Raw genomic sequence first — 21,911 nt, forward strand, 5'->3', positions numbered from 1 at the left:
TTCAGGGCTAATATCTTTTATTCATGCTGAGAAATATTTATGCGTCACGGTTATTTACTGGGCACTCTTTTTCTGGTAGCAGCGACAGCGCATGCTGGCGTTATTATTAACGGCACCCGTCTTGTTTACCAGGGAGACAAAAAGGAATCCTCGCTTGGTCTTTCAAACCCAGATTCAACGGACTATCTGGTACAATCCTGGGTCGATTCCGGCAGTAAAAATCCGGGCAACACCCCCTTTCTGATTACGCCGCCGCTGTTTCGCCTGAATGCGAAAGAAGACAACGTTCTGCGGGTTATTCGCACAGGTGGCAATCTGCCTGAGGATCGTGAATCGCTGTACTGGCTGAATATCAAGGCTATTCCATCCTCAAAACACGTTGAGGGGGTAAATACCCTGCAAATCGCGATCAACACGCGTATTAAATTATTGTATCGCCCATCCTCCGTGAAAGGTAAGCCAGAAGAGGTTGCTGACAAACTGGAATGGCATCGTGAAGGTCACGATCTGGTTGTCAATAACCCGACGCCGTTTTATATGAATTTCCAGAGCGTGATGATTAATGGTCATAAAATCAGTAAAGCGACCTGGGCAGTACCTGAAACGGCAACCCACATGGCTCTGCCCGCCAATACTGACGGTAACACCGTGACCTATTCCATTATTACTGATTACGGCAGCATCAGCCGAACCTGGTCTAAGCCTGTCCATTAAGATAACGGCGCACAGGCAATTAAAATAATCATGTACCGCGATAAAAAGCCGTTTTCCTGCAAATTATTCACACTGCTGCCCCTGCTATGTGGCCTGGCAGTATTCTGTTTTGCGCAGCAAACGCGGGCAGATGATTATTTTAACCCGGCGCTCCTGGATATTGATAATCCCCGACAGGAAAAAACCGATTTATCGGTATATGAAAAAGGTCCAGGACAAGCACCAGGAAAATACCAGGTATCAATCTTTATTGATAATAATAAAGTCGACACCCGCGATGTCACATTTAAATTACAGAAAGATGTTAAGGGCAACCGTTCACTCCAGCCCTGTTTCAGCCTGGATGATTTAAAGAGTCTCGGCATTAAAACGAAGGCGTTTCCGAAGCTCATGGCACAAGGAAAATGTGCAGATTTAAGCGCCATCCCCGCCGCCTCCGCCACGTTTCGCGTGCGCAACCAGCAGCTATTGCTCAGTATTCCTCAGTCAGCGCTGGGCCAGATTCCGCGCGGTTATATCGACCCAAAAACGTTCGATGAAGGCATTACCGCCGGTCTACTGAACTACAGCGCCAACGCCAGTCAGAGCGACGTCCGCCGACAGGGTGAACAGGATAACAGCAGCCAGTATGTCAACCTGCGTCCCGGGTTCAACATCGGCGCCTGGCGCGTGCGCAATTACTCAACCTGGAATCGTAACGTCACGGGCCATGACGAACAGCAGAAATTCTCGTCTGTTTATACCTACGCGCAGCGCGATATCGTGGCGATGAAAAGCGATCTCACGGTAGGGCAAAGCGCCTCTCCGGCGGACGTGTTCGACAGCGTGCCTTATACCGGCATACAACTCAATTCCGACAGCGACATGCTGCCGGATAGCGAAAAAGGCTATGCGCCGATTATCCGTGGCACCGCACACAGTAACGCCCTGGTGATGGTTCGTCAGAACGGCTACGTCATTTATCAGAACACCGTAGCGCCAGGCGCATTTGAAATTAACGATCTCTACCCGACGGGCAGCAGCGGCGACTTGCAGGTCACCGTCAAAGAGACGGACGGCAGCGAAAGCCATTTCGTGGTGCCCTACGCCTCCGTACCCGTGTTGCAGCGTGAAAAAAACCTGCGCTATAGCGTAACTGCCGGTCGCTATCGCGCCTATGACAAAGACGTCGAGCAAACTCCATTTGCTCAGGGGAGCGCAATCTATGGCCTACCTTATGGTTTTACCGCCTATGGCGGCGTACAGCAAAGCCGCCATTACCAGTCGCAGGCGATCGGCACCGGGAAAAACCTGGGGGATTTAGGCGCGTTTTCTGTCGACGTCACGCGGGCCAAAGCATTGCTGAAACAGCAGCAGGCCAGCACAGGGCAGTCATGGCGCGTGCGTTACAGCAAAGATTTTGCAGGCGCCGGCACCAACTTTTCCCTGGCCGGGTATCGCTATAACAGTAAGGGTTTTTACACCCTGGAAGACACAATGGAGTCCTATACCCGCGCCAGCGACTGGTCCGCCCCGCAGCAGCGCCGAGCGCGTACCGAAGCCACTGTCGATCAGACGCTCGGCGAGAGCTGGGGGTCTTTTACGCTGAGTCTGGTCAAAGAGACCTACTGGAGCCAGCGCCAGGATATGACCTCCATGAGCCTCAGCTACAACAACAGCTGGCATGGCGTGAGCTATAGCCTGAGTTACAGCATGAACAAAAACACCAGCGACAGCGATGAAAACGGTGAGTCCGTTACCCATGACAACCAGTTCGCGCTGAGCGTTTCGGTTCCACTCGACCACTGGATGCACAACACCTGGGCGACGTACAACCTGAACAACAGTCAAGACGGCGCCACGCAAAACATTGGCCTTAACGGTACCGCTCTGGCCGAAGACAACCTGAACTGGAATATCCAGGAAGGCGTGAGCAATACCGGAAGCGGCAACTCAACCAGTATGAATGCCGATTACAAAGGAACCTATGGCGAAGTGAGCGGCGGCGTCAGCCAGGACAGCCATCAACGGAGCGTTAATATGGGTCTGCAAGGCGGCGTTGTGGCGCACGCCAACGGCATCACTCTGACGCAACCGCTCGGTGAAACCATCGCGCTGGTGAAAGCACCGGGAACACATGGCACGCACATTACCAATCAGACCGGCGTCAAAACCGATTTTCGCGGCTATACCGTTGTGCCATTTGTATCAGCCTACCGCCACAACACGATTGCCCTGGACACAGAAACACTGCCAGACGATGCCGACGTAACCCATGCCGCGCGAATAGTAACCCCAACGCGCGGCGCGGTAGTCCGCGCCAGTTTTAACACCCGCGTGGGCAGCAGGGTTTTAATGATGCTCACGCAAAACGGTAAGCCGTTGCCCTTTGGCGCAACCGTCACCACCGACGATAAAGACAGCGAGTTTATTGTTGGCAACGGCGGTCAGACTTATCTCTCCGGTTTACCTCAGCACGGAACGCTCTTCGTGTCGTGGGGTCAGGATGCCAGCGAACACTGCATCGCAGAGTACACGCTAACGGATGAGAGACATAAAACCAGCATCATTAACGCTGCCGCGCAGTGTCATTGATTCACCATGCAGACTCAACATTATGCAAATGATTAAACAGTGTTTTTTCCTCCTGATTTTGGCCAGCGCAGCCTTGTTTATGCCGCATGCAAAGGCGGCCTGCACAACGCCGGATATGCCCAAAATGATCAACGTGGCATCTGTTTCCGTACCGACGACGCTGGCGATTGGTGAGACCATTCCAGGAACAGAGCAAACCGTACACGTTGCCGGACAGTGCGATCAAAGTATTGATAGCGGTCTGGAAATTGTCTCCTGCTATTACGGAACAGGCGCTGAGATACCAGGCCTGAGAGGGGTGTACGACTCCGGGGTGCCCGGCGTTGGCATCGCGCTGATGAACGAGCAAGGCCAGCGGATCAGCGGCGCAGGCGGCGTACAGTGCGATTCACGCGGCACGCCGATCGGTTATGTATCCAGCGATGGGCAGCAGTCATTTAACTTCAACGTCACGCTTGAACTGGTGAAAACCGGCAGTGACGTGACCTCCGGTACACTGGTGCAGGCGCAAACAGAGTTTGGGATTGGCGTGTTTGGTCACGAAGGTATCGGGAGTCCTAACCACATTGCCTATGCCGGCAATGTGGATCTCGAAACCGTAACCTGCTCCGTGTTACCGAAAAACCTGACCGTCAATCTGGGCGACTTTCCGATCAGTGATTTTATGGGAGTAGGCACCCTCTCGATGCCAGCACAAAATTTTAACGTTACGGTCAATTGTAATTCCACCGTACAGCCTGAAGTGAAGATCACCAGTGCGAATGGCTACGAATCGGGTTTTGCCGGCGTGATGAAACTGACTCAGCAAAGCGGGATGGCGACCGGCGTCGGCGTCAGAATGCTGTTTGATGGCAATATCGCCACCTTCGACAACTACGTCAACACGCAAAGCGAGGCAAAAGCCAACGAAACGCTGGATATTCCGTTCCAGGTCCGCTATGAGCAAATCAGCGACGACGTTACGCCAGGCCCGGCAAATACCGTCGCCACGATTACGCTGGCCTATAAGTGATCGCGATGAAAAAAATTATTTTCTTACTCACCGCAGGTCTGATGACGTATGCCTGCGCAGATGATATCCAGGTGCAAATGGTGGGTAACATCTATGCCAACACCTGCTCCGTGGACAGCGCCAGTAAAGATTTAACCGTCGATTTGGGGCAGGCGTCATCCAGTGATTTCAAAGACGTAGGCGATACCGGCGAATGGAAAGCGTTTTCCCTGAAAGTAACGCATTGCCCAAAAACACTCACGCTGGCCAACGCGTTTTTTTACGGACAAGCCGATAGCGTACACCCGACCAAATTTGCCAACAGCGGCAGTGCGAAAGGGCTTGCGCTGGAGCTGGCCGATCGGCAGGACAATATTCTCATCGCCCCGCAGGCAAGCTTTAACGTGCTGATCAACCAAAGCGATCACACGGCCACTTTCCCGTTAGCCGCCCGCTATTACGCCACGTCCATGCCCGTCAGCGCGGGCTCGTTCGATAGCGTCATACAGGTCACGTTTACCTATCAGTAGGAGAGCGCCCCTTCGCACGGATGCTTTTTTTACGCCCGGCAACCACTTTTGTCGGGCGTTTTTTTACCTCCGGCACTTCCGGGCGTTCAATCGGAAATACCGGGAGCGCATTCAGCAAACGTTGCCCGTAGCTTTTGGTTAACAGACGCTTGTCGTAAATCACCACCTCTCCCCAGCAGCCGTGGCTACGAATCAAACGGCCCACCTGCTGGATCAAGTTAAACGACGCGCTTGGCAGGCTCTGCACTTCAAACGGGTAGCGATTCAGGCTTTTCAGCCACTCGCCTTCGGTGATCACCACCGGGCTGTCGATGGGAGGAAACGCAATCTTGTGAATATGCACCTGAGTCAGCAGGTCGCCTTTCAGATCCAACCCCTCGGCAAAAGATTGCAGGCCAATCAGCACGCTGCGCTCGCCGTTCGCCACCCGCTTACGGTGCAGTTCCACCAGGCGATAGCGCGGCTGATCGCCCTGAACCAGCAGCAAAAGACGCAAATCGGTCACATGCTCCAGAAAGCGCTGCATCGCCCGTCCGCTGGCAAACAAAACCAACATGCCGTGGTGTTTTTTGCTTTCCAGCGCCTGACGGAAATAGGCCGCCATCTCCGCAATATGCTGCTCTTCGTTATCAATCAACGGTTCATAGCGCATCTGCGGAATGACAATTTTACCCTGCTCCACATGATTAAAGGGGGAATCCAGCGCCACAAAGCGATCGCCCGCTTTCTCCTTCAGGCCGCTCATCTCCTGCAAGCGCGAGAAGCTGTTAAGCGAACGCAGGGTCGCCGACGTTACAATAATATGCGGCACGCTGCGCCAGAGCAGCCTTTCAAGCTGATCGCTGACGCGAATGCCCACACAGTGGAACCAGACGTGTATCTGCCCATCACGCGCCTCCCGCGTGGCCCACTTCGAGACCGGCGCACCGGAAGACTGCGCCAGCGACGCCAGCCGCCAGAGCTTGCTTTGCGCCTCAAACATGCCCAGCGCGCGGTTCATCTGCAAAATCACCCGGTGCAGGCGCACAATATCGTGCGAGCCGGTTTTCTCGCTGAGATCGTTAAGGAACAGCTCCGCCAGCCCACGCAGCATTTCCGTCAGCTTCGCCAGTCGCTGGCAGATCGCCATGATCTCATCCGGTAACTCGCCCATCGCAAAGCGGTGCTCAGCGTCCTGCGTAGCGGGCATATACAGATTCAGGATGTTGTTGAGCGAGGCAATCAGCTCGTACAACTCTTCGCAGTGCGCATTCAGGCGCTCAGGATTCGCCAGCGGCGGCGTGGCTTTCGGGCGGAACTGTTCCAGGCAGGTCGCCACCAGCTTAGTGAACAGATCCAGTTGCAGGCGATACCAGGGGGCGGAGATCTCAGCGCTCATCTCCAGCGCGTCGCGCGCGACATCCGGCAGATGGTGGCCTTCGTCCAGCACCAGCAGAAGATTTTTCGGCTCCGGCAGCACCGCTTCGCTCTCCATCGCCGCCATCACCAGCGCATGGTTCGCCACCACCACTTCAGCTTCCTGGATTTCCCGTCGGGCGACAAAAAAAGGGCATTCGCGGTAGTAATGGCAATTGCGGTTCAGGCAACTGGCTTTATCGGTGCTCAGGCGCTTCCAGAGCGCGTCGTCAATGGCGATATCGGTATGATCGCGCAACCCGTCCCATTTGTAGCTGTCAAGATCGCCCTTTAGCCTGGCGCAGCGCTTTTGCTCTTCCTGGTTATTCGGCGTCAGTTCGTCATCCAGAAACGCGAGCAGATCCTGTTGATTCGGTTCGCTGCTGGCCAACGCCGCCAGATTACGCGGGCAAACATAGCGCCCACGACCAAACGCGGCGGTAAACCGCAAGTCAGGAATGATTTTGCGCAACAGCGGGAGATCTTTGCTGTAGATCTGATCCTGCAACGCCACGTTGGCGGTGCTCACCACCAGCGTTTTTTGTTCTTCGCGGGCAATGGCGATACCGGGAATAAGGTAAGAGAGGGTTTTCCCGACCCCGGTCGGCGCCTCAATCGCCAGATGACGCCCTTCTTCACCCGCCAGCGTTTTGGCGACATCGGCAATCATCTGCCGCTGCGGCGCACGGGGGATAAAGTCGGGGATCTGCTCCTGAAGCGCCTTATACCAGGCGGCGATTTGCGCTTTAAGCGCAGCGGTCAATGCCATGAGAAAACCTGAAATACTGTATAAACAGCCACTATTGTGGCACTTTCTGGCGCGGGTCGCAAAAAGAAAAGCCCGACCTTTCGGCCGGGCTCGCAATTAATCCGCCAGTCTGCGCGGGCGGCGCGGCGGACGCGGTTTATCGCCGCCTGGCTTACCTTCTCCGCTGCGCGGTTTGGCTTTCGGCGCCCCGCCATCATTGCGACGCGGTTGCTGGGCACGGCCTGCTCCGCCCTGTCCCTGTCCCTGACCTCGGCCGCGACTACCGCCGCCACGCTGCTGCTGGCGACCGTTCTGAATCGGCTCCGCTTTAATTGACGGGTCTGGTTCATAACCCGGCGTGGTGATGCGCGGGATCTCTTTTTTCAGCAGCTTCTCGATATCGCGCAGCAGCTTGTGTTCATCAACGCAGACCAGCGATAACGCTTCGCCGGTCGCGGCGGCACGACCGGTACGGCCGATACGGTGGACGTAATCTTCCGGGACGTTTGGCAGCTCATAGTTCACCACATGCGGCAGCTCTTCGATATCCAGCCCGCGCGCCGCGATGTCGGTTGCCACCAGGACGCGGATATCGCCGGATTTGAAATCAGCCAGTGCGCGGGTACGCGCGCCCTGAGATTTATTACCGTGGATCGCCGCACTGCGAATGCCGTCTTTATTCAGCTGTTCCGCCAGATGGTTGGCACCGTGTTTGGTACGGGTAAAGACCAGCACCTGCTGCCAGTTGCCTTTGCCAATCATCTGCGACAACAGTTCGCGCTTGCGTTTTTTATCCACGAAATGAACGTGCTGGGTCACCTGCTCAGAAGCGGTATTACGGCGCGCCACTTCAATTTCCAGCGGGTTATGCAACAGCTTTTCAGCAAGCGCTTTAATGTCATCAGAGAATGTGGCGGAGAACAGCAGGTTCTGGCGCTTCGGCGGCAGTTTTGCCAGCACGCGGCGAATATCGTGGATAAAGCCCATGTCGAGCATACGGTCAGCTTCATCCAGCACCAGAATCTCAATCTGATCCAGCTTCACCGCGTTTTGATGTTCCAGGTCGAGCAAACGCCCCGGCGTTGCCACCAGCACGTCAACGCCGCCGCGCAGTTTCATCATCTGCGGGTTAATGCTGACGCCGCCAAACACGACCAGAGAGCGAATGTTCAGGTATTTACTGTAATCCCGGACGTTTTCGCCAATTTGCGCCGCCAGCTCACGGGTCGGCGTCAGAATCAACGCGCGTACCGGGCGACGGCCCTTCGCGTGCGGCTGCTGCGTGATCAGATGTTGTAACAGCGGCAGCGTAAAACCGGCTGTTTTACCCGTCCCCGTCTGGGCGCTGGCCATCAGGTCGCGGCCTTCCAGCACCGCAGGGATCGCCTGCTGCTGAATAGGGGTAGGTTCACGGTAACCCTGCTCGGCAATCGCGCGCAAAATATCAGGATTCAACCCAAGGGAATCAAAAGACATAACTACTCCGAACCGCCCCGACCGTTACCGGTGTAGTTTTCAGGGAGATACTCACAAGAGGGATGACAAAAACCACAATGTCATGAAGGGGCGGAGTGTAGCAGTTTTTGTGACATACCGCATAAATTATCCCCGTGACTGGAAAAAACAAAATAAACCACCACACTGGACAAGAACAATTATCGGTCATAATCTTAATCAATCGATTGATTAAGAATTAGGTTGCGCGATGAATACCCCAACCATGACGACGAAAGGCGAACAGGCCAAAAGCCAGCTTATCGCCGCTGCGCTGGCGCAGTTTGGCGAATACGGCCTCCATGCCACCACGCGCGACATTGCCGCCCAGGCCGGACAAAATATCGCCGCCATCACTTACTACTTTGGCTCCAAAGAGGATTTATACCTCGCCTGCGCCCAGTGGATAGCCGATTTCATCGGCACCCAGTTTCGCCCTCATGCCGAGGAAGCGGAACGACTGTTCGCCCGGCCGCAGCCCGATCGCGCCGCAATGCGCGAGCTGATCCTGCGCGCCTGCAAAAATATGATCATGCTGTTGACCCAGGACGACACGGTTAACCTGAGCAAATTTATTTCGCGCGAGCAGCTCTCCCCGACGGCGGCTTATCAACGGGTACACGATCAGGTTCTCAACCCCCTTCACACGCATCTGACGCGCCTGATTGCGGGGTATACCGGCCGCGATCCGGGAGATACGCAAACCATTCTCCACACGCACGCGCTGCTGGGCGAAGTGCTGGCTTTCCGCCTGGGGAAAGAAACCATTTTGCTGCGTACCGGCTGGTCAACGTTTGATGAAGAGAAAACAGAACAGATTTACCAGACGATCACCTGTCATATCGATCTCATTCTGCAAGGCTTAACGCAAAGGAGTCAGGAGCAATGAAAAAACCTGTCGTTATCGCACTGGCTGTCGCGGCGCTGGCCGCCGTGCTTGCCGGTGGTACATGGTGGTATCAGAGTCGGCAGGATAACGGGCTGACGCTCTACGGCAATGTGGATATTCGCACCGTCAATATGAGTTTTCGCGTCGGAGGCCGGCTGGCTTCGCTGGCCGTTGACGAAGGCGACGCCATTACGTCCGGGCAGGTATTGGGCGTGCTGGATAAAGCCCCGTACGAGAACGCGTTGATGCAGGCTAAAGCAGGCGTCTCCGTCGCCCAGGCGCAGTATGATCTGATGCTCGCGGGGTATCGCGATGAAGAGATAGCCCAGGCCGCTGCCGCCGTGAAACAGGCGCAGGCCGCATTTGACTATGCGCAGAACTTTTATCAGCGCCAGCAGGGATTGTGGAAAAGCCGCACGATCTCCGCCAACGACCTGGAGAACGCCCGCTCATCCCGCGATCAGGCGCAGGCGCAGCTGAAATCCGCACAGGACAAATTGAGCCAGTACCGTACCGGTAACCGCCAGCAGGATATCGCCCAGGCAAAAGCCAGCCTCGAACAGGCGCAGGCGCAGCTGGCGCAATCAGAACTCGATTTACAGGATACAACGCTGATCGCCCCCTCTGACGGTACGCTGTTAACCCGCGCGGTAGAGCCCGGCAGTATGCTCAACGCAGGCAGCACCGTGCTGACGCTGTCGCTGACTCGCCCGGTATGGGTTCGCGCCTACGTGGATGAACGCAACCTCAGCCAGGCGCAGCCCGGCCGCGAAATTTTACTCTACACCGATGGCCGCCCTGACAAGCCTTACCACGGCAAAATCGGCTTCGTATCGCCGACCGCTGAATTCACCCCGAAAACCGTTGAAACGCCGGATCTGCGCACAGACCTGGTCTATCGACTGCGCATTGTGGTGACTGACGCGGACGATGCGCTGCGTCAGGGAATGCCGGTGACGCTGACGTTCAGCGACGAGGCGCGGCATGAATGACGCCGTCATTACGTTAAACGGCCTGGTGAAGCGCTTCGCCGGAATGGAAAAACCGGCGGTCGCCCCGCTCGACTGTACGATCCACGCCGGTTATGTCACGGGTCTGGTCGGGCCGGATGGCGCAGGCAAAACCACGCTGATGCGGATGCTGGCAGGGCTTCTCAAGCCCGATAGCGGCAGCGCGTCGGTGATCGGGTTCGATCCGATCAAAAACGACAGTGAATTGCATGCGGTACTTGGTTACATGCCGCAAAAATTTGGTCTGTATGAAGATCTGACCGTGATGGAGAATCTCAATCTCTATGCGGATTTACGCAGCGTAACGGGCGAAGAACGGCAAAAAACGTTTGCCCGTCTGCTGGAATTTACCGCCCTCGGCCCCTTCACCAAACGGCTGGCAGGCAAGCTCTCGGGCGGGATGAAACAAAAACTCGGGCTGGCCTGTACGCTGGTCGGCGAGCCGAAAGTGCTGCTGCTTGACGAACCGGGCGTCGGCGTTGACCCCATCTCCCGTCGCGAGCTGTGGCAAATGGTGCATGAACTGGCGGGTGACGGCATGCTTATCCTGTGGAGTACGTCATACCTGGACGAAGCCGAACAGTGTCGCGACGTGCTGCTGATGAACGAAGGAGAGCTGCTGTATCAGGGCGAACCGACTAAGCTGACGCAGACCATGGCAGGACGCAGTTTCTTAATGAGCAGCCCGCAGGAGAATAACCGCAAGCTCCTGCAACGCGCGTTGAAACTGCCGCAGGTCAGCGACGGCATGATTCAGGGGAAATCGGTACGGCTGATCCTGAAAAAAGAGGCTACCGCAGAGGATATCCGCCGGGCCGAAGGGATGCCGGAGATAACGATTAACGACACCACGCCGCGCTTTGAAGATGCCTTTATCGACCTGCTTGGCGGCGCGGGTACATCGGAGTCTCCGCTCGGCGCGATCCTGCATACCGTTGACGGCACGCCGGGTGAGACGGTCATTGAGGCCAAAGAACTGACCAAAAAATTCGGCGACTTCGCCGCCACCGACCACGTTAACTTCGCCGTTGAGCGCGGAGAAATCTTCGGTCTGCTCGGCCCCAACGGCGCGGGGAAATCCACCACGTTCAAGATGATGTGCGGTTTGCTGGTGCCAACTTCCGGCAAAGCGCTGGTGCTGGATATGGATTTGAAAGTCAGCTCCGGCAAGGCGCGCCAGCATTTAGGGTATATGGCGCAAAAATTTTCCCTGTACGGCAACCTGACGGTAGAGCAAAACCTGCGCTTTTTCTCCGGGGTTTATGGCCTGCGGGGCCGGGCGCAAAACGAAAAAATCACCCGCATGAGCGAAGCCTTCGGTCTGAAAAGCATCGCCTCTCATGCGACGGATGCGCTGCCGCTCGGTTTTAAACAGCGTCTGGCGCTGGCCTGTTCGCTGATGCATGAGCCCGACATTCTGTTTCTCGACGAACCCACCTCCGGCGTCGATCCCCTCACCCGCCGTGAGTTCTGGCTGCACATCAACAGCATGGTAGAAAAAGGGGTCACGGTGATGGTCACCACCCACTTTATGGACGAAGCGGAATACTGCGACCGTATCGGGCTGGTTTATCGCGGCAAGCTGATCGCCAGCGGGACGCCGGACGATCTGAAAGCGCAGGCGGCAGACGACGACACGCCGGACCCGACGATGGAGCAGGCCTTTATCACGCTCATTCACGATTGGGATAAGGAGCATGCTCATGAGTAACGCCCTGCTCTCCTGGCGGCGCGTACGCGCGCTGTGCGTGAAAGAGACGCGTCAGATTATCCGCGATCCCAGTAGCTGGCTGATCGCCGTGGTGATCCCGCTGCTGTTGCTGTTTATTTTTGGCTACGGGATTAACCTTGACTCCAGCAAGCTGCGGGTCGGCATTCTGCTCGAACAACAGAGCGAGGAGGCGCTGGATTTCACCCACGCCATGACCGGTTCGCCGTATATCGACGCCACCATCAGCGATAGCCGCCATGAGCTTATTGAGAAAATGCAGGCCGGGCGCATTCGCGGGCTGGTGGTGATCCCGGTCGATTTTGCGCAAAAAATGGCGCGAGAGAATGACACCGCGCCGATACAGGTTATCACCGACGGCAGCGAACCGAACACCGCCAACTTCGTGCAGGGTTACGTGGAGGGGGTCTGGCAGATCTGGCAAATGCAGCGAGCTGAAGATCGTGGGGAGGAATTTGAACCGCTGATCGACGTGCAGACCCGCTACTGGTTTAACCCGGCGGCCATCAGCCAGCACTTTATCATTCCCGGCGCGGTCACCATTATCATGACGGTGATTGGCGCCATTCTCACTTCGCTGGTGGTTGCGCGCGAGTGGGAGCGCGGGACGATGGAGGCCCTGCTCTCGACCGAGGTGACGCGCGCAGAGTTGTTGCTGTGCAAACTGATCCCCTACTACTTCCTCGGCATGCTGGCGATGCTGCTGTGTATGCTGGTGTCGGTGTTTATTCTTGGCGTGCCCTGGCGCGGCTCGCTGGTGATTCTGTTTCTTATCACCAGCCTGTTTCTGCTCAGTACGCTGGGAATGGGATTGCTGATTTCCACCATTACCCGTAACCAGTTTAACGCCGCGCAGGTCGCGCTGAACGCCGCTTTTTTACCGTCGATTATGCTGTCAGGCTTTATTTTCCAGATAGACAGTATGCCTGCCGTCATCCGCGCGGTGACTTACATTATTCCGGCGCGCTATTTCGTCAGCACCCTGCAAAGCCTGTTTCTGGCGGGGAACATCCCCATTGTGTTGATCGTTAATACGTTATTTTTAATCGCTTCGGCAGCCATGTTTATCGGCCTGACGTGGATGAAGACCAAACGCCGGTTGGATTAAGTTTTCTGCCTGATGGCGCTTCGCTTATCAGGCCTACGACCACATATTTTGTAGGCCGAATAAGGCATTTACGCCGCCATCCGACAAAGACATTAAGTTTGTAGGCCGGATAAGGCATTTACGCCGCCATCCGGCAAAGACGTTAAGTTTGTAGGCCGGATAAGGCATTTACGTCGCCATCCGGCAAAGACGTTAAGTTTGTAGGCCGGATAAGGCGTTTACGCCGCCATCCGGCATGGCATAAGGGAGAGAAACATGTTTCATCGCCTGTGGACATTAATCCGCAAAGAGCTGCAATCGCTGTTACGCGAGCCGCAGACCCGCGCGATCCTGATCTTACCGGTGCTGATCCAGGTGCTGCTGTTTCCCTTTGCCGCCACGCTGGAAGTGACCAATGCCACCATTGCCATTTATAACGAAGATAATGGCAAACATGCCGTCGAGCTGACGCAACGGTTCGCGCGCGCCAAAGCGTTTACCCATATCCTGCTGCTGAAAAGCCCGCAGGAAATCCAGCCGACGATCGACACGCAAAAAGCACTGCTGCTGGTGCGCTTTCCGGCCGATTTTTCCCGTCACCTGGATAACCTCCAGCCCGCGCCGCTACAGCTCATTCTTGATGGCCGTAACTCCAACAGCGCGCAAATCGCCGCCAATTATCTCCAGCAGATCGTCAAGGATTATCAGCAGGAGCTGACAGAGGGCAAACCCAAGCCCAACAACAGTGAGCTGGTGGTGCGCAACTGGTACAACCCGAATCTGGACTATAAGTGGTTTGTGGTGCCGTCCCTGATCGCCATGATCACCACGATAGGCGTCATGATCGTCACCTCGCTTTCCGTTGCCCGCGAGCGTGAACAGGGTACGCTGGATCAACTGCTGGTTTCCCCTCTCACCACCTGGCAAATTTTCATCGGTAAAGCGGTGCCCGCGCTGATTGTCGCCACTTTTCAGGCCACAATCGTACTGGCTATTGGCATCTGGGCGTACCACATCCCCTTTGCCGGTTCGCTGGCGCTGTTCTACTTCACAATGGTGATTTACGGGCTGTCGCTGGTTGGATTTGGCTTGTTAATCTCGTCGCTCTGCTCCACCCAACAGCAGGCTTTCATCGGCGTATTCGTCTTTATGATGCCTGCTATCCTGCTATCGGGATACGTTTCTCCGGTCGAGAACATGCCGGTATGGCTACAAAATCTGACGTGGATAAACCCTATCCGCCATTTTACGGACATCACCAAGCAGATTTATTTGAAAGATGCGAGTCTGAAGATCGTCTGGGGGAGTTTGTGGCCGCTACTGGTGATCACGGCCACAACGGGGTCAGCGGCGTATGCGATGTTTAGACGCAAAGTGATGTAGCTTTTTCTCCTTCGCCAGCAGCGAAACCACAGCAGGCCCGGCAAGGATCGCCAGCCCAGCCAGCGCCAGCAGCAGGTTGTTGTGCAGTACGCGGGACAGCAGCCACAGGGCAATCATCGCGGCGCCGAAATACCAGGTGGTCGTCAGCTCTTCCAGCACATCCGCAACGTCGCGCCAGCGCTGTTCGTGGTGGCGTTGTAACGCCAGCATCAGCAGCACCGTCACGCCATAAAGCACGCATAATCCCAGGCCGACGCGGACTAAAGCACCGCTCATCCAGCCCATTACCAGCAGCGCCACTACCAGTAAATGCAACATTATCTGCCAGCAACTAAGACCCGTTGCGACACGAACACGTTGTTGCCACCTCATGGCTTTTTCTCCTGAAGGATTTTTATCTAATTATTCAGAGTACCGAACTTTACGGAAAATTCCGTAAGACCGCATCTTTTTGTGACGACGACTACACTATTTCAATCAGGATAGTGACGCGGACAGGAAGAAAATGATCCAACAAACGCGAAATTTTTCATTCAAAGTGCTCACAATTAACACGCATAAGGGTTTTACCGCCTTTAATAAGCGCTTTATTCTGCCGGAGCTGCGCGACGCCGTCAGAACCGTCAGCGCGGATATTGTCTGCCTACAGGAAGTGATGGGCGCGCATGAAGTTCATCCGCTGCACGTCGAGAACTGGCCTGATACCACCCATTACGAATTTCTTGCCGACACCATGTGGAGCGATTTCGCCTATGGTCGTAATGCCGTCTACCCGGAAGGGCATCACGGCAACGCGGTGCTGTCGCGCTATCCGATTGAACACTATGAAAATCGCGATGTCTCCGTCGGCGGCAGTGAAAAACGCGGCGTGCTGTATTGCCGTATTGTTCCGCCGATGCTGGCTCAGCCAATTCATGTGATGTGCGTGCATCTCGGCTTACGGGAAGGCCACCGCCAGGCGCAGCTGGATATGCTGGTTGAATGGGTTAACGCCCTTCCCGAATCCGAACCCGTGGTGGTCGCCGGGGATTTTAACGACTGGCGGCAGAAAGCCAACTATCCGTTAAAAGCGTCTGCGGGGCTGGAGGAGATCTTCACCCGCGCGCATGGCCGCCCGGCGCGCACCTTTCCGGTCAGGTTGCCGATACTGCGACTCGATCGTATATACGTCAAGAATGCCAATGCCAGCTCTCCTGCGGCGTTGCCGTTGCGTAACTGGCGACATTTATCTGACCATGCCCCTCTTAGCGCGGAGATACATCTATGAAATGTGGATGGCGTGAAGGCAATCAGATTCAGCTACTGGAAAACGGCGACCAGTTCTATCCCGCCGTGTTTGACGCCATCGCGCAGGCACAGCAGAGGATCATCCTGGAAACCTTCATCTGGTTTGAAGATGACGTAGGTAAGCAGCTACACGCGGCGCTGCTTAAAGCGGCCAGACGCGGCGTAAAAGCGGAAGTGCTGTTAGACGGCTACGGCTCACCTGACCTCAGCGAGGCGTTTGTCGGGGAACTGACCGCAGCGGGGATAATCTTCCGCTATTACGATCCGCGTCCTCCCCTGTTCGGCATGCGCACCAACCTCTTTCGCCGTATGCACCGTAAAATCGTGGTTATTGACGATCGGGTCGCGTTTGTCGGCGGGCTGAATTACTCCGCAGAACATATGTCCGATTACGGCCCGGAAGCCAAACAGGATTACGCCGTTCGCGTCGAAGGGCCGGTCGTGGAGGATATTTTGCAGTTTGAGCTGGAAAACCTGCCGGGGCAAAGCGCCGCGCGCCGCTGGTGGCGACGCCATCATCGCGCCGAAGAAAACCGGAAACCCGGCGAAGCGCAGGTGCTGTTTATCTGGCGCGATAATGATGAACATCGCAACGATATTGAACGTCACTATCTGAAGATGCTTACGCAGGCGAAACGTGAAGTGATTATCGCCAATGCCTATTTCTTTCCCGGCTATCGCCTGCTGCATGCCATGCGCAAAGCCGCCCGACGCGGCGTGCGGGTAAAACTGGTGATCCAGGGGGAACCCGATATGCCCATCGTCAAAGTCGGCGCGCGTCTGCTGTACAACTATCTGGTGAAAGGCGGCGTCCATGTCTATGAATATCGCCGTCGCCCGCTGCACGGCAAAGTGGCGTTGATGGACGATCACTGGGCGACCGTCGGCTCCAGCAACCTCGATCCGCTCAGTCTGTCGCTTAACCTTGAAGCAAACGTCATTATTCATGACCGCACGTTTAACCAGACGCTGCGCGACAACCTGAACGCCATTATCGCCAATGATTGCAAGCAGGTGGACGAGTCTATGCTGCCGAAGCGCACCTGGTGGAATCTGAGCAAAAGCGTGCTGGCGTTCCACTTCCTGCGCCACTTCCCGGCGCTGGTTGGTTGGCTACCGGCGCACACGCCGCATCTGGCGCAGGTTGAACCGCCCGCCCAACCGACGATGGAAACGCAGGATCGGGTCGAAGCGGAAAACACGGGGGTGAAGCCCTGATGTCAACATCACACCCGCGATGGCGGCTGGCGAAAAAGATCCTCACCTGGCTGTTTTTTATCGCGGTGATTGTCCTGCTGGTCATTTATGCCGGAAAGGTCAACTGGGAAGATGTCTGGACGGTGATCCGGGATTACAACCGGATTGCGCTGTTGAGCGCGGTTGGACTGGTGATTGTCAGCTACCTTCTTTACGGCTGCTACGATCTGCTGGGACGCTTTTACTGCGGCCACAAGCTGGCGAAGCGGCAGGTCATGCTGGTGTCGTTTATCTGTTACGCCTTCAATCTGACGTTAAGCACCTGGGTCGGCGGAATCGGTATGCGCTACCGTCTGTACTCCCGCCTCGGCTTACCGGGGAGCACCATCACGCGTATTTTTTCACTGAGCATTACCACCAACTGGCTGGGCTATATTCTGCTGGGCGGAATTATTTTTACTTTCGGCGTCGTGCAACTCCCGGCCCACTGGTATATCGATGAAAATACGCTGCGTATTCTCGGTATTGTGTTGTTGCTGGTGATTGCCGTCTATCTGTGGTTTTGCGCCTTTGCAAAACGGCGTCATATCACGATTAAAGGCCAAAAGCTGATGCTTCCGTCATGGAAATTCGCCCTCGCGCAGATGGGGATTTCCAGCGCTAACTGGATGGTGATGGGCGCCATTATCTGGCTGCTGATGGGGCAAGACGTTAATTATTTCTTTGTACTTGGCGTGCTGCTGGTGAGCAGTATTGCCGGAGTGATCGTGCATATCCCGGCCGGGATCGGCGTTCTGGAAGCCGTGTTTATGGCGCTGCTGGCGGGTGAGCATACGTCGCAAGGCACCATTATCGCCGCCCTGCTCGCCTGGCGTGTGCTCTATTATTTTATTCCGCTATTGCTGGCGTTGATTTGCTATCTGCTGCTGGAAAGTCGGGCAAAGAAGCTGCGGGCGAAAAACGAGAAAGCCTTAGCGAAGTGACGGGTTATTTGCTGCTTATCAGGTGTATTACCGGCCTAACCTGTAGGCCGGATACAGCGTTCACGCCAATTAACGGCGATTACCGAAAATACGCAGCAGCATCAGGAACAGGTTGATGAAGTCCAGATACAGCGTTAACGCGCCGAGAATCGAGTATTTCCGCAGCGTCGAGCTGTCACGAACATCAATCTGCTCGCCAATGTTTTTCAGCTTCTGCGTGTCATAGGCGGTCAGGCCGACAAAGACAACCACCCCGATATAGGTCACCGCCCACATCAACGCTTCGCTTTTGAGCCAGAAGTTGACCAACGATGCCAGAATGATACCGATCAGCGCCATAAACAGCATGCTGCCCCAGCCGCTGAGATCGCGTTTCGTGGTGTAGCCATACAGGCTCATCACGCCAAACATCCCGCCGGTCACGACAAACGTGCTGGCGATAGACGAATAGGTATAAACGATAAAAATGCTCGACAGCGTCAGGCCCGTCAGCGCCGAATAGAGCATAAACAGCGTGGTCGCCATCCCGGCGCTAAGTTTTTGCACCATTGCCGACAGCGCAATAACCAGCGCAAGCTGGGCGATAATCAAGCCAAAGAAGGTGATTTTGCTGGAAAAGACAAACATCATCACCGCAGGCGTATTCGCCGCATACCAGGCGATAAATGCGGTCAGCAGCAGCCCAACCGTCATCCAGCCATATACCTGCGCCATATACGTTTGCAGGCCGGAACGGGTCTGTACGATAGAATCGGATCGTGGGAATCGGTCCATGATGATCTCCTGATTAAAAGTGATACCCCTGAATAAGGGTATCACATTCTGCTACCAGCGTTTTGCCGCCTGCCGATCGCTATCGCGCGCTTCCACCCAGCGCTCGCCTTCCGGCGTCGCTTCACGCTTCCAGAACGGCGCGCGGGTTTTCAGATAATCCATAATGAATTGCCCGGCCTCGAACGCGCTGCGGCGGTGCGCGCTGGTTACGCCGACAAAGACAATCTCATCGCCCGGCCACAGCTCACCAATGCGATGGATCACCGTCACGCGCCCCAGCGGCCAGCGCGAGCGCGCCTCGTCCACGATATCCGTCAGCGCTTTTTCCGTCATCCCCGGGTAATGTTCCAGCGTCAGCGCTTTAACGCTGTCGCCCAGATTATGATTGCGGACTTTACCGGTAAAGGTCACGACCGCGCCATCTTCATCACGCTCCGCCAGCCAGGGGTACTCCTCCCCAACGCTGAACGGCGCATGGCCAACGATCACTCGCGTTTCAGCCATCTCAGCCTCCTGTCACCGGTGGGAAAAAGGCCACTTCATCACCCGCCGTCAGCGGATGTTCAAAACTGACCAGCGTCTGATTGACGGCGGCCAGCAGCTTGCCGTCTTCCAGCGCCAGCGCCCAGCGATCGCTTTGCGCCGCCAGATGCTGACGCAGCGCTTCTACGGTTGGGAAATCGGCGGCGACCTCTAACGCATCCGTTCCCACCAGTTCACGCACCTGAGCGAAAAACAGAACCTTAATCATGTGCATCCACCTTAAAATCGCCAGACTTACCGCCGCTTTTCGCCAGCAAGCGCACCGGGCCAATCACCATATCTTTTTGCACCGCTTTGCACATGTCGTAGATCGTCAATGCCGCCACGGAAGCGGCAGTCAGCGCTTCCATCTCCACGCCGGTTTTCCCCGTCAAGCGACACAACGATTCAATGCGTACCCGGTTGTGTTCGGGTTCCGCCTGCAATTGCACTTCGACCTTACTCAACAACAGCGGATGGCACAGCGGGATCAGCTCCCAGGTACGTTTAGCCGCCTGAATACCGGCGATACGCGCGGTCGCGAAAACATCGCCCTTATGGTGGCTACCGTCGATAATCATCGCCAGCGTTTCACTGCGCATCGTCACAAACGCTTCGGCGCGCGCCTCACGTACGGTTTCCGCTTTGGCGGAGACATCCACCATGTGCGCTTCGCCAGCGGCATTAATATGGGTCAGTTGCGACATACTTATTTCTTCAAATGTGGGTGGAAGTTACACGGGCGTGTGCGAGCATCAAGCTGCGGCGCGATGATGTTGTCCCAGGCGGTGCGGCACGCTTTTGTGGAGCCCGGCATCGCAAAAATCAGCGTCTTGTTGGCAACGCCGGCCACCGCGCGAGATTGCAGGGTCGATGTGCCAATCTCTTCAAACGACAACATGCGGAACACTTCGCCAAACCCTTCGACTTCGCGATCAAAGAGCGGCAGTAACGCTTCCGGCGCCTGATCGCCATCGGTCAGCCCGGTGCCGCCGGTGATGAGCACCACCTGAACGTCATCGCTGGCGATCCACGCGGAAACCTGCGCGCGAATGGCGTAGCGGTTCTCTTTAACGATGGCTTTGTCCACGACCTGATGCCCCGCTTCCAGCGCGGCGTCGCGCAGAAAATGACCGGAAGTGTCGTCTTCTTCGCCGCGACGACTGGAAACCGTAAGAATAGCAATGCGGGTAGGGATAAACTCAGCGCTTACCTGACTCATAAAAACTCCTTTTCCGTTAAGGCGTTAACCGCCTATGTACGATAGATTTTGCGTAATACCGGTATTGTTCTGGTGCAGGAAGTGGGTCTGCTTTTTCTCCAGCAGCGCGGCTGAAATGCGTTCTTCCAGCGCATGTTGCTGTGCATCGTCTTCCAGCAGGTCGCGCAGGCTCACGCCGCCTTCGCCAAACAGGCAAAGATGGAGCTTACCGACCGAGGAAACGCGCAGACGGTTGCAGGTGGCGCAGAAATCTTTTTCATACGGCATGATGAGACCGATTTCACCGGCATAGTCAGGATGACAAAAAACCTGCGCCGGGCCGTCGCTGCGCTGGCGCAGTTGATGAATCCAACCGCGACGCAGCAGTTCATCACGCAGCACCTGTCCAGAAATATGGTGTTTACGAAAGAGTTCGCTCCCCTCTCCCGTCTCCATCAGTTCAATGAAGCGCAGTTGAATGGGGCGTACCTGAATCCAGGCGAGAAAGGTGTCCAGTTGATGATGGTTCACATCGCGCATCAACACGGTGTTCACTTTGACCTTTGCGAAACCGGCGTCAAACGCGGCGTCAATGCCCGCCATCACCTGCTGGAATTTATCCTGCCCGGTAATGGCGTGAAACTGACGGGCGTCGAGGCTATCGACGCTGACGTTGATTCCCGTCAGACCCGCGTCGCGCCAGTTCGCCGCATCACGCGCCAGACGATACCCATTAGTGGTCACCGCAATCTGGCGAATCGCGTCGTTTTCACGCACGGCGGCAATGATGTCGGTAAAGTCGCGACGCAGCGACGGTTCACCGCCGGTAAGGCGCACTTTTTCGGTGCCCAGACTGGCAAACGCGCGCGTCACACGGCGAATTTCATCGACGGTCAGAAAGCCGTTATTGGTGACACCGCCAGGCTTGTAGCCATCCGGCAGGCAGTATGTGCAACGAAAGTTACACACATCAGTAATCGACAGACGTAAGTAATAAAACTTACGTGCGAAAGCATCGGTAAGTTGTGAGGCCATGTACACCTTTCCAAATACGGGAGGCGGAGTCATTTCTTCCTGCGCCCTGGTGGCAAACTCTTTCGAGGCTTGTCACGGCCAAAACACCATATCAATTTGACACAGGCATAGAGGCTAGAGTGTCTTTTTAAGCATCGCTTAAAAAGGTGGTTATGCCGATACTAGCGTGTAAATAGCATTTTTGCCATTCCCACTTTACGCTATATAATCATGTATATAGCGTCATGATCGTGCTATTTCGCTACAGAATAAGCAAAAATCACACTTTTGCATTGATATACATCAGTTAGCCATCAGGCTAACCCTATCCGAAAGAGGTAGAGGGGATGGATTTATTTTCCATCGTTGTTCGTTGGCTAATTGCTGAA

The 21,911-nt window shown here is 55.6% G+C and carries 21 protein-coding genes and 1 riboswitch; of the genes, 12 read left to right on the forward strand and 9 right to left on the reverse strand.

Features of this window, described 5'->3' with window-relative positions:
- Window positions 1-39 precede the first annotated feature (39 nt).
- From OGX93_RS05480 to OGX93_RS05495, 4 genes are read left to right on the forward strand one after another with little or no spacing between them, the layout of a single operon-like run.
- Entirely contained in the window at window positions 40-714 is a 675-nt protein-coding gene (locus OGX93_RS05480) for a fimbrial biogenesis chaperone (RefSeq protein ID WP_110494511.1), read from the forward strand.
- A 30-nt stretch (window positions 715-744) separates the two neighbouring features.
- Window positions 745-3,288, forward strand: coding sequence for a fimbria/pilus outer membrane usher protein (locus OGX93_RS05485; RefSeq protein ID WP_200075451.1), 2,544 nt, complete (start codon window positions 745-747; stop codon window positions 3,286-3,288).
- A gap of 22 nt (window positions 3,289-3,310) precedes the next feature.
- Complete coding sequence (locus OGX93_RS05490) at window positions 3,311-4,300, forward strand: fimbrial protein (protein WP_049011137.1); 990 nt, start codon at window positions 3,311-3,313, stop codon at window positions 4,298-4,300.
- 5 nt (window positions 4,301-4,305) lie between these two features.
- On the forward strand, window positions 4,306-4,809 hold the full coding sequence (locus OGX93_RS05495) for a fimbrial protein (RefSeq protein WP_058669158.1): 504 nt from the start codon (window positions 4,306-4,308) through the stop codon (window positions 4,807-4,809).
- On the opposite strand, the gene dinG is transcribed toward OGX93_RS05495, so the two are convergent.
- Together dinG and rhlE are read right to left on the reverse strand one after the other, a co-directional pair.
- A complete protein-coding gene (gene dinG / locus OGX93_RS05500) occupies window positions 4,796-6,973 on the reverse strand; it encodes an ATP-dependent DNA helicase DinG (RefSeq protein ID WP_286449752.1) in 2,178 nt (725 codons plus the stop codon). The two genes, OGX93_RS05495 and dinG, sit on opposite strands and share 14 nt — an antisense overlap.
- Window positions 6,974-7,069: 96 nt before the next feature.
- Complete coding sequence (gene rhlE / locus OGX93_RS05505; protein ID WP_104868885.1) at window positions 7,070-8,428, reverse strand: ATP-dependent RNA helicase RhlE; 1,359 nt, start codon at window positions 8,426-8,428, stop codon at window positions 7,070-7,072.
- Window positions 8,429-8,657: 229 nt separating this feature from the next.
- On the opposite strand from rhlE, the gene cecR reads away from it, so the two are divergent.
- The 5 genes from cecR to OGX93_RS05530 all read left to right on the forward strand — a co-directional run bounded on the left by cecR (window position 8,658) and on the right by OGX93_RS05530 (window position 14,544).
- Window positions 8,658-9,335, forward strand: a complete 678-nt coding sequence (gene cecR, locus OGX93_RS05510; protein WP_012133180.1) for a transcriptional regulator CecR — start codon at window positions 8,658-8,660, stop codon at window positions 9,333-9,335.
- Window positions 9,332-10,327, forward strand: a complete 996-nt coding sequence (hlyD, locus tag OGX93_RS05515; RefSeq protein ID WP_012133181.1) for a secretion protein HlyD — start codon at window positions 9,332-9,334, stop codon at window positions 10,325-10,327. The genes cecR and hlyD overlap by 4 nt, the downstream gene beginning before the upstream one ends.
- Window positions 10,320-12,056: an ATP-binding cassette domain-containing protein gene (locus tag OGX93_RS05520; RefSeq protein WP_112002203.1), complete on the forward strand. Its 1,737-nt coding sequence runs from the start codon at window positions 10,320-10,322 to the stop codon at window positions 12,054-12,056. Before hlyD ends, OGX93_RS05520 begins: the two co-directional genes overlap by 8 nt.
- On the forward strand, window positions 12,049-13,182 hold the full coding sequence (locus tag OGX93_RS05525; protein ID WP_012133183.1) for an ABC transporter permease: 1,134 nt from the start codon (window positions 12,049-12,051) through the stop codon (window positions 13,180-13,182). Before OGX93_RS05520 ends, OGX93_RS05525 begins: the two co-directional genes overlap by 8 nt.
- A gap of 255 nt (window positions 13,183-13,437) precedes the next feature.
- Window positions 13,438-14,544 (forward strand): ABC transporter permease, encoded by a 1,107-nt coding sequence (locus OGX93_RS05530; protein WP_104868887.1) that lies wholly within the window; start codon window positions 13,438-13,440, stop codon window positions 14,542-14,544.
- On the opposite strand, the gene OGX93_RS05535 is transcribed toward OGX93_RS05530, so the two are convergent.
- Entirely contained in the window at window positions 14,506-14,916 is a 411-nt protein-coding gene (locus OGX93_RS05535) for a YbhQ family protein (protein ID WP_024130510.1), read from the reverse strand. The two genes, OGX93_RS05530 and OGX93_RS05535, sit on opposite strands and share 39 nt — an antisense overlap.
- Window positions 14,917-15,049: 133 nt before the next feature.
- Between OGX93_RS05535 and OGX93_RS05540 the strand changes: the two genes are divergently transcribed.
- From OGX93_RS05540 to OGX93_RS05550, 3 genes are read left to right on the forward strand one after another with little or no spacing between them, the layout of a single operon-like run.
- Window positions 15,050-15,811, forward strand: coding sequence for an endonuclease/exonuclease/phosphatase family protein (locus OGX93_RS05540; RefSeq protein WP_012133186.1), 762 nt, complete (start codon window positions 15,050-15,052; stop codon window positions 15,809-15,811).
- Window positions 15,808-17,049, forward strand: a complete 1,242-nt coding sequence (gene clsB / locus OGX93_RS05545; protein ID WP_012133187.1) for a cardiolipin synthase ClsB — start codon at window positions 15,808-15,810, stop codon at window positions 17,047-17,049. Before OGX93_RS05540 ends, clsB begins: the two co-directional genes overlap by 4 nt.
- Complete coding sequence (locus OGX93_RS05550) at window positions 17,049-18,011, forward strand: lysylphosphatidylglycerol synthase domain-containing protein (RefSeq protein ID WP_047457979.1); 963 nt, start codon at window positions 17,049-17,051, stop codon at window positions 18,009-18,011. Before clsB ends, OGX93_RS05550 begins: the two co-directional genes overlap by 1 nt.
- Before the next feature lie 69 nt (window positions 18,012-18,080).
- Here OGX93_RS05550 and OGX93_RS05555 read toward each other — a convergent pair whose 3' ends face one another.
- The 6 genes from OGX93_RS05555 to moaA all read right to left on the reverse strand — a co-directional run bounded on the left by OGX93_RS05555 (window position 18,081) and on the right by moaA (window position 21,543).
- A complete protein-coding gene (locus OGX93_RS05555) occupies window positions 18,081-18,785 on the reverse strand; it encodes a Bax inhibitor-1/YccA family protein (protein WP_024130511.1) in 705 nt (234 codons plus the stop codon).
- 51 nt (window positions 18,786-18,836) lie between these two features.
- Window positions 18,837-19,289 (reverse strand): molybdopterin synthase catalytic subunit MoaE, encoded by a 453-nt coding sequence (gene moaE / locus OGX93_RS05560; protein ID WP_286449751.1) that lies wholly within the window; start codon window positions 19,287-19,289, stop codon window positions 18,837-18,839.
- A gap of 1 nt (window position 19,290) precedes the next feature.
- The gene (gene moaD, locus OGX93_RS05565; protein WP_012133191.1) at window positions 19,291-19,536 is read right to left on the reverse strand and encodes a molybdopterin synthase sulfur carrier subunit; all 246 of its coding nucleotides are present in this window, start codon (window positions 19,534-19,536) and stop codon (window positions 19,291-19,293) included.
- Complete coding sequence (gene moaC, locus OGX93_RS05570) at window positions 19,529-20,014, reverse strand: cyclic pyranopterin monophosphate synthase MoaC (RefSeq protein WP_012133192.1); 486 nt, start codon at window positions 20,012-20,014, stop codon at window positions 19,529-19,531. Before moaC ends, moaD begins: the two co-directional genes overlap by 8 nt.
- A 2-nt stretch (window positions 20,015-20,016) precedes the next feature.
- The gene (moaB, locus tag OGX93_RS05575) at window positions 20,017-20,529 is read right to left on the reverse strand and encodes a molybdenum cofactor biosynthesis protein B (protein WP_047457988.1); all 513 of its coding nucleotides are present in this window, start codon (window positions 20,527-20,529) and stop codon (window positions 20,017-20,019) included.
- 24 nt (window positions 20,530-20,553) lie between these two features.
- On the reverse strand, window positions 20,554-21,543 hold the full coding sequence (gene moaA / locus OGX93_RS05580; RefSeq protein ID WP_286449750.1) for a GTP 3',8-cyclase MoaA: 990 nt from the start codon (window positions 21,541-21,543) through the stop codon (window positions 20,554-20,556).
- Window positions 21,531-21,677, reverse strand: a riboswitch (molybdenum cofactor riboswitch). Its footprint overlaps the gene before it by 13 nt.
- Window positions 21,678-21,911: the final 234 nt, after the last annotated feature.

This window comes from Citrobacter sp. CK195 (assembly GCF_030333365.1).
GTDB lineage: Bacteria > Pseudomonadota > Gammaproteobacteria > Enterobacterales > Enterobacteriaceae > Citrobacter_B > Citrobacter_B koseri.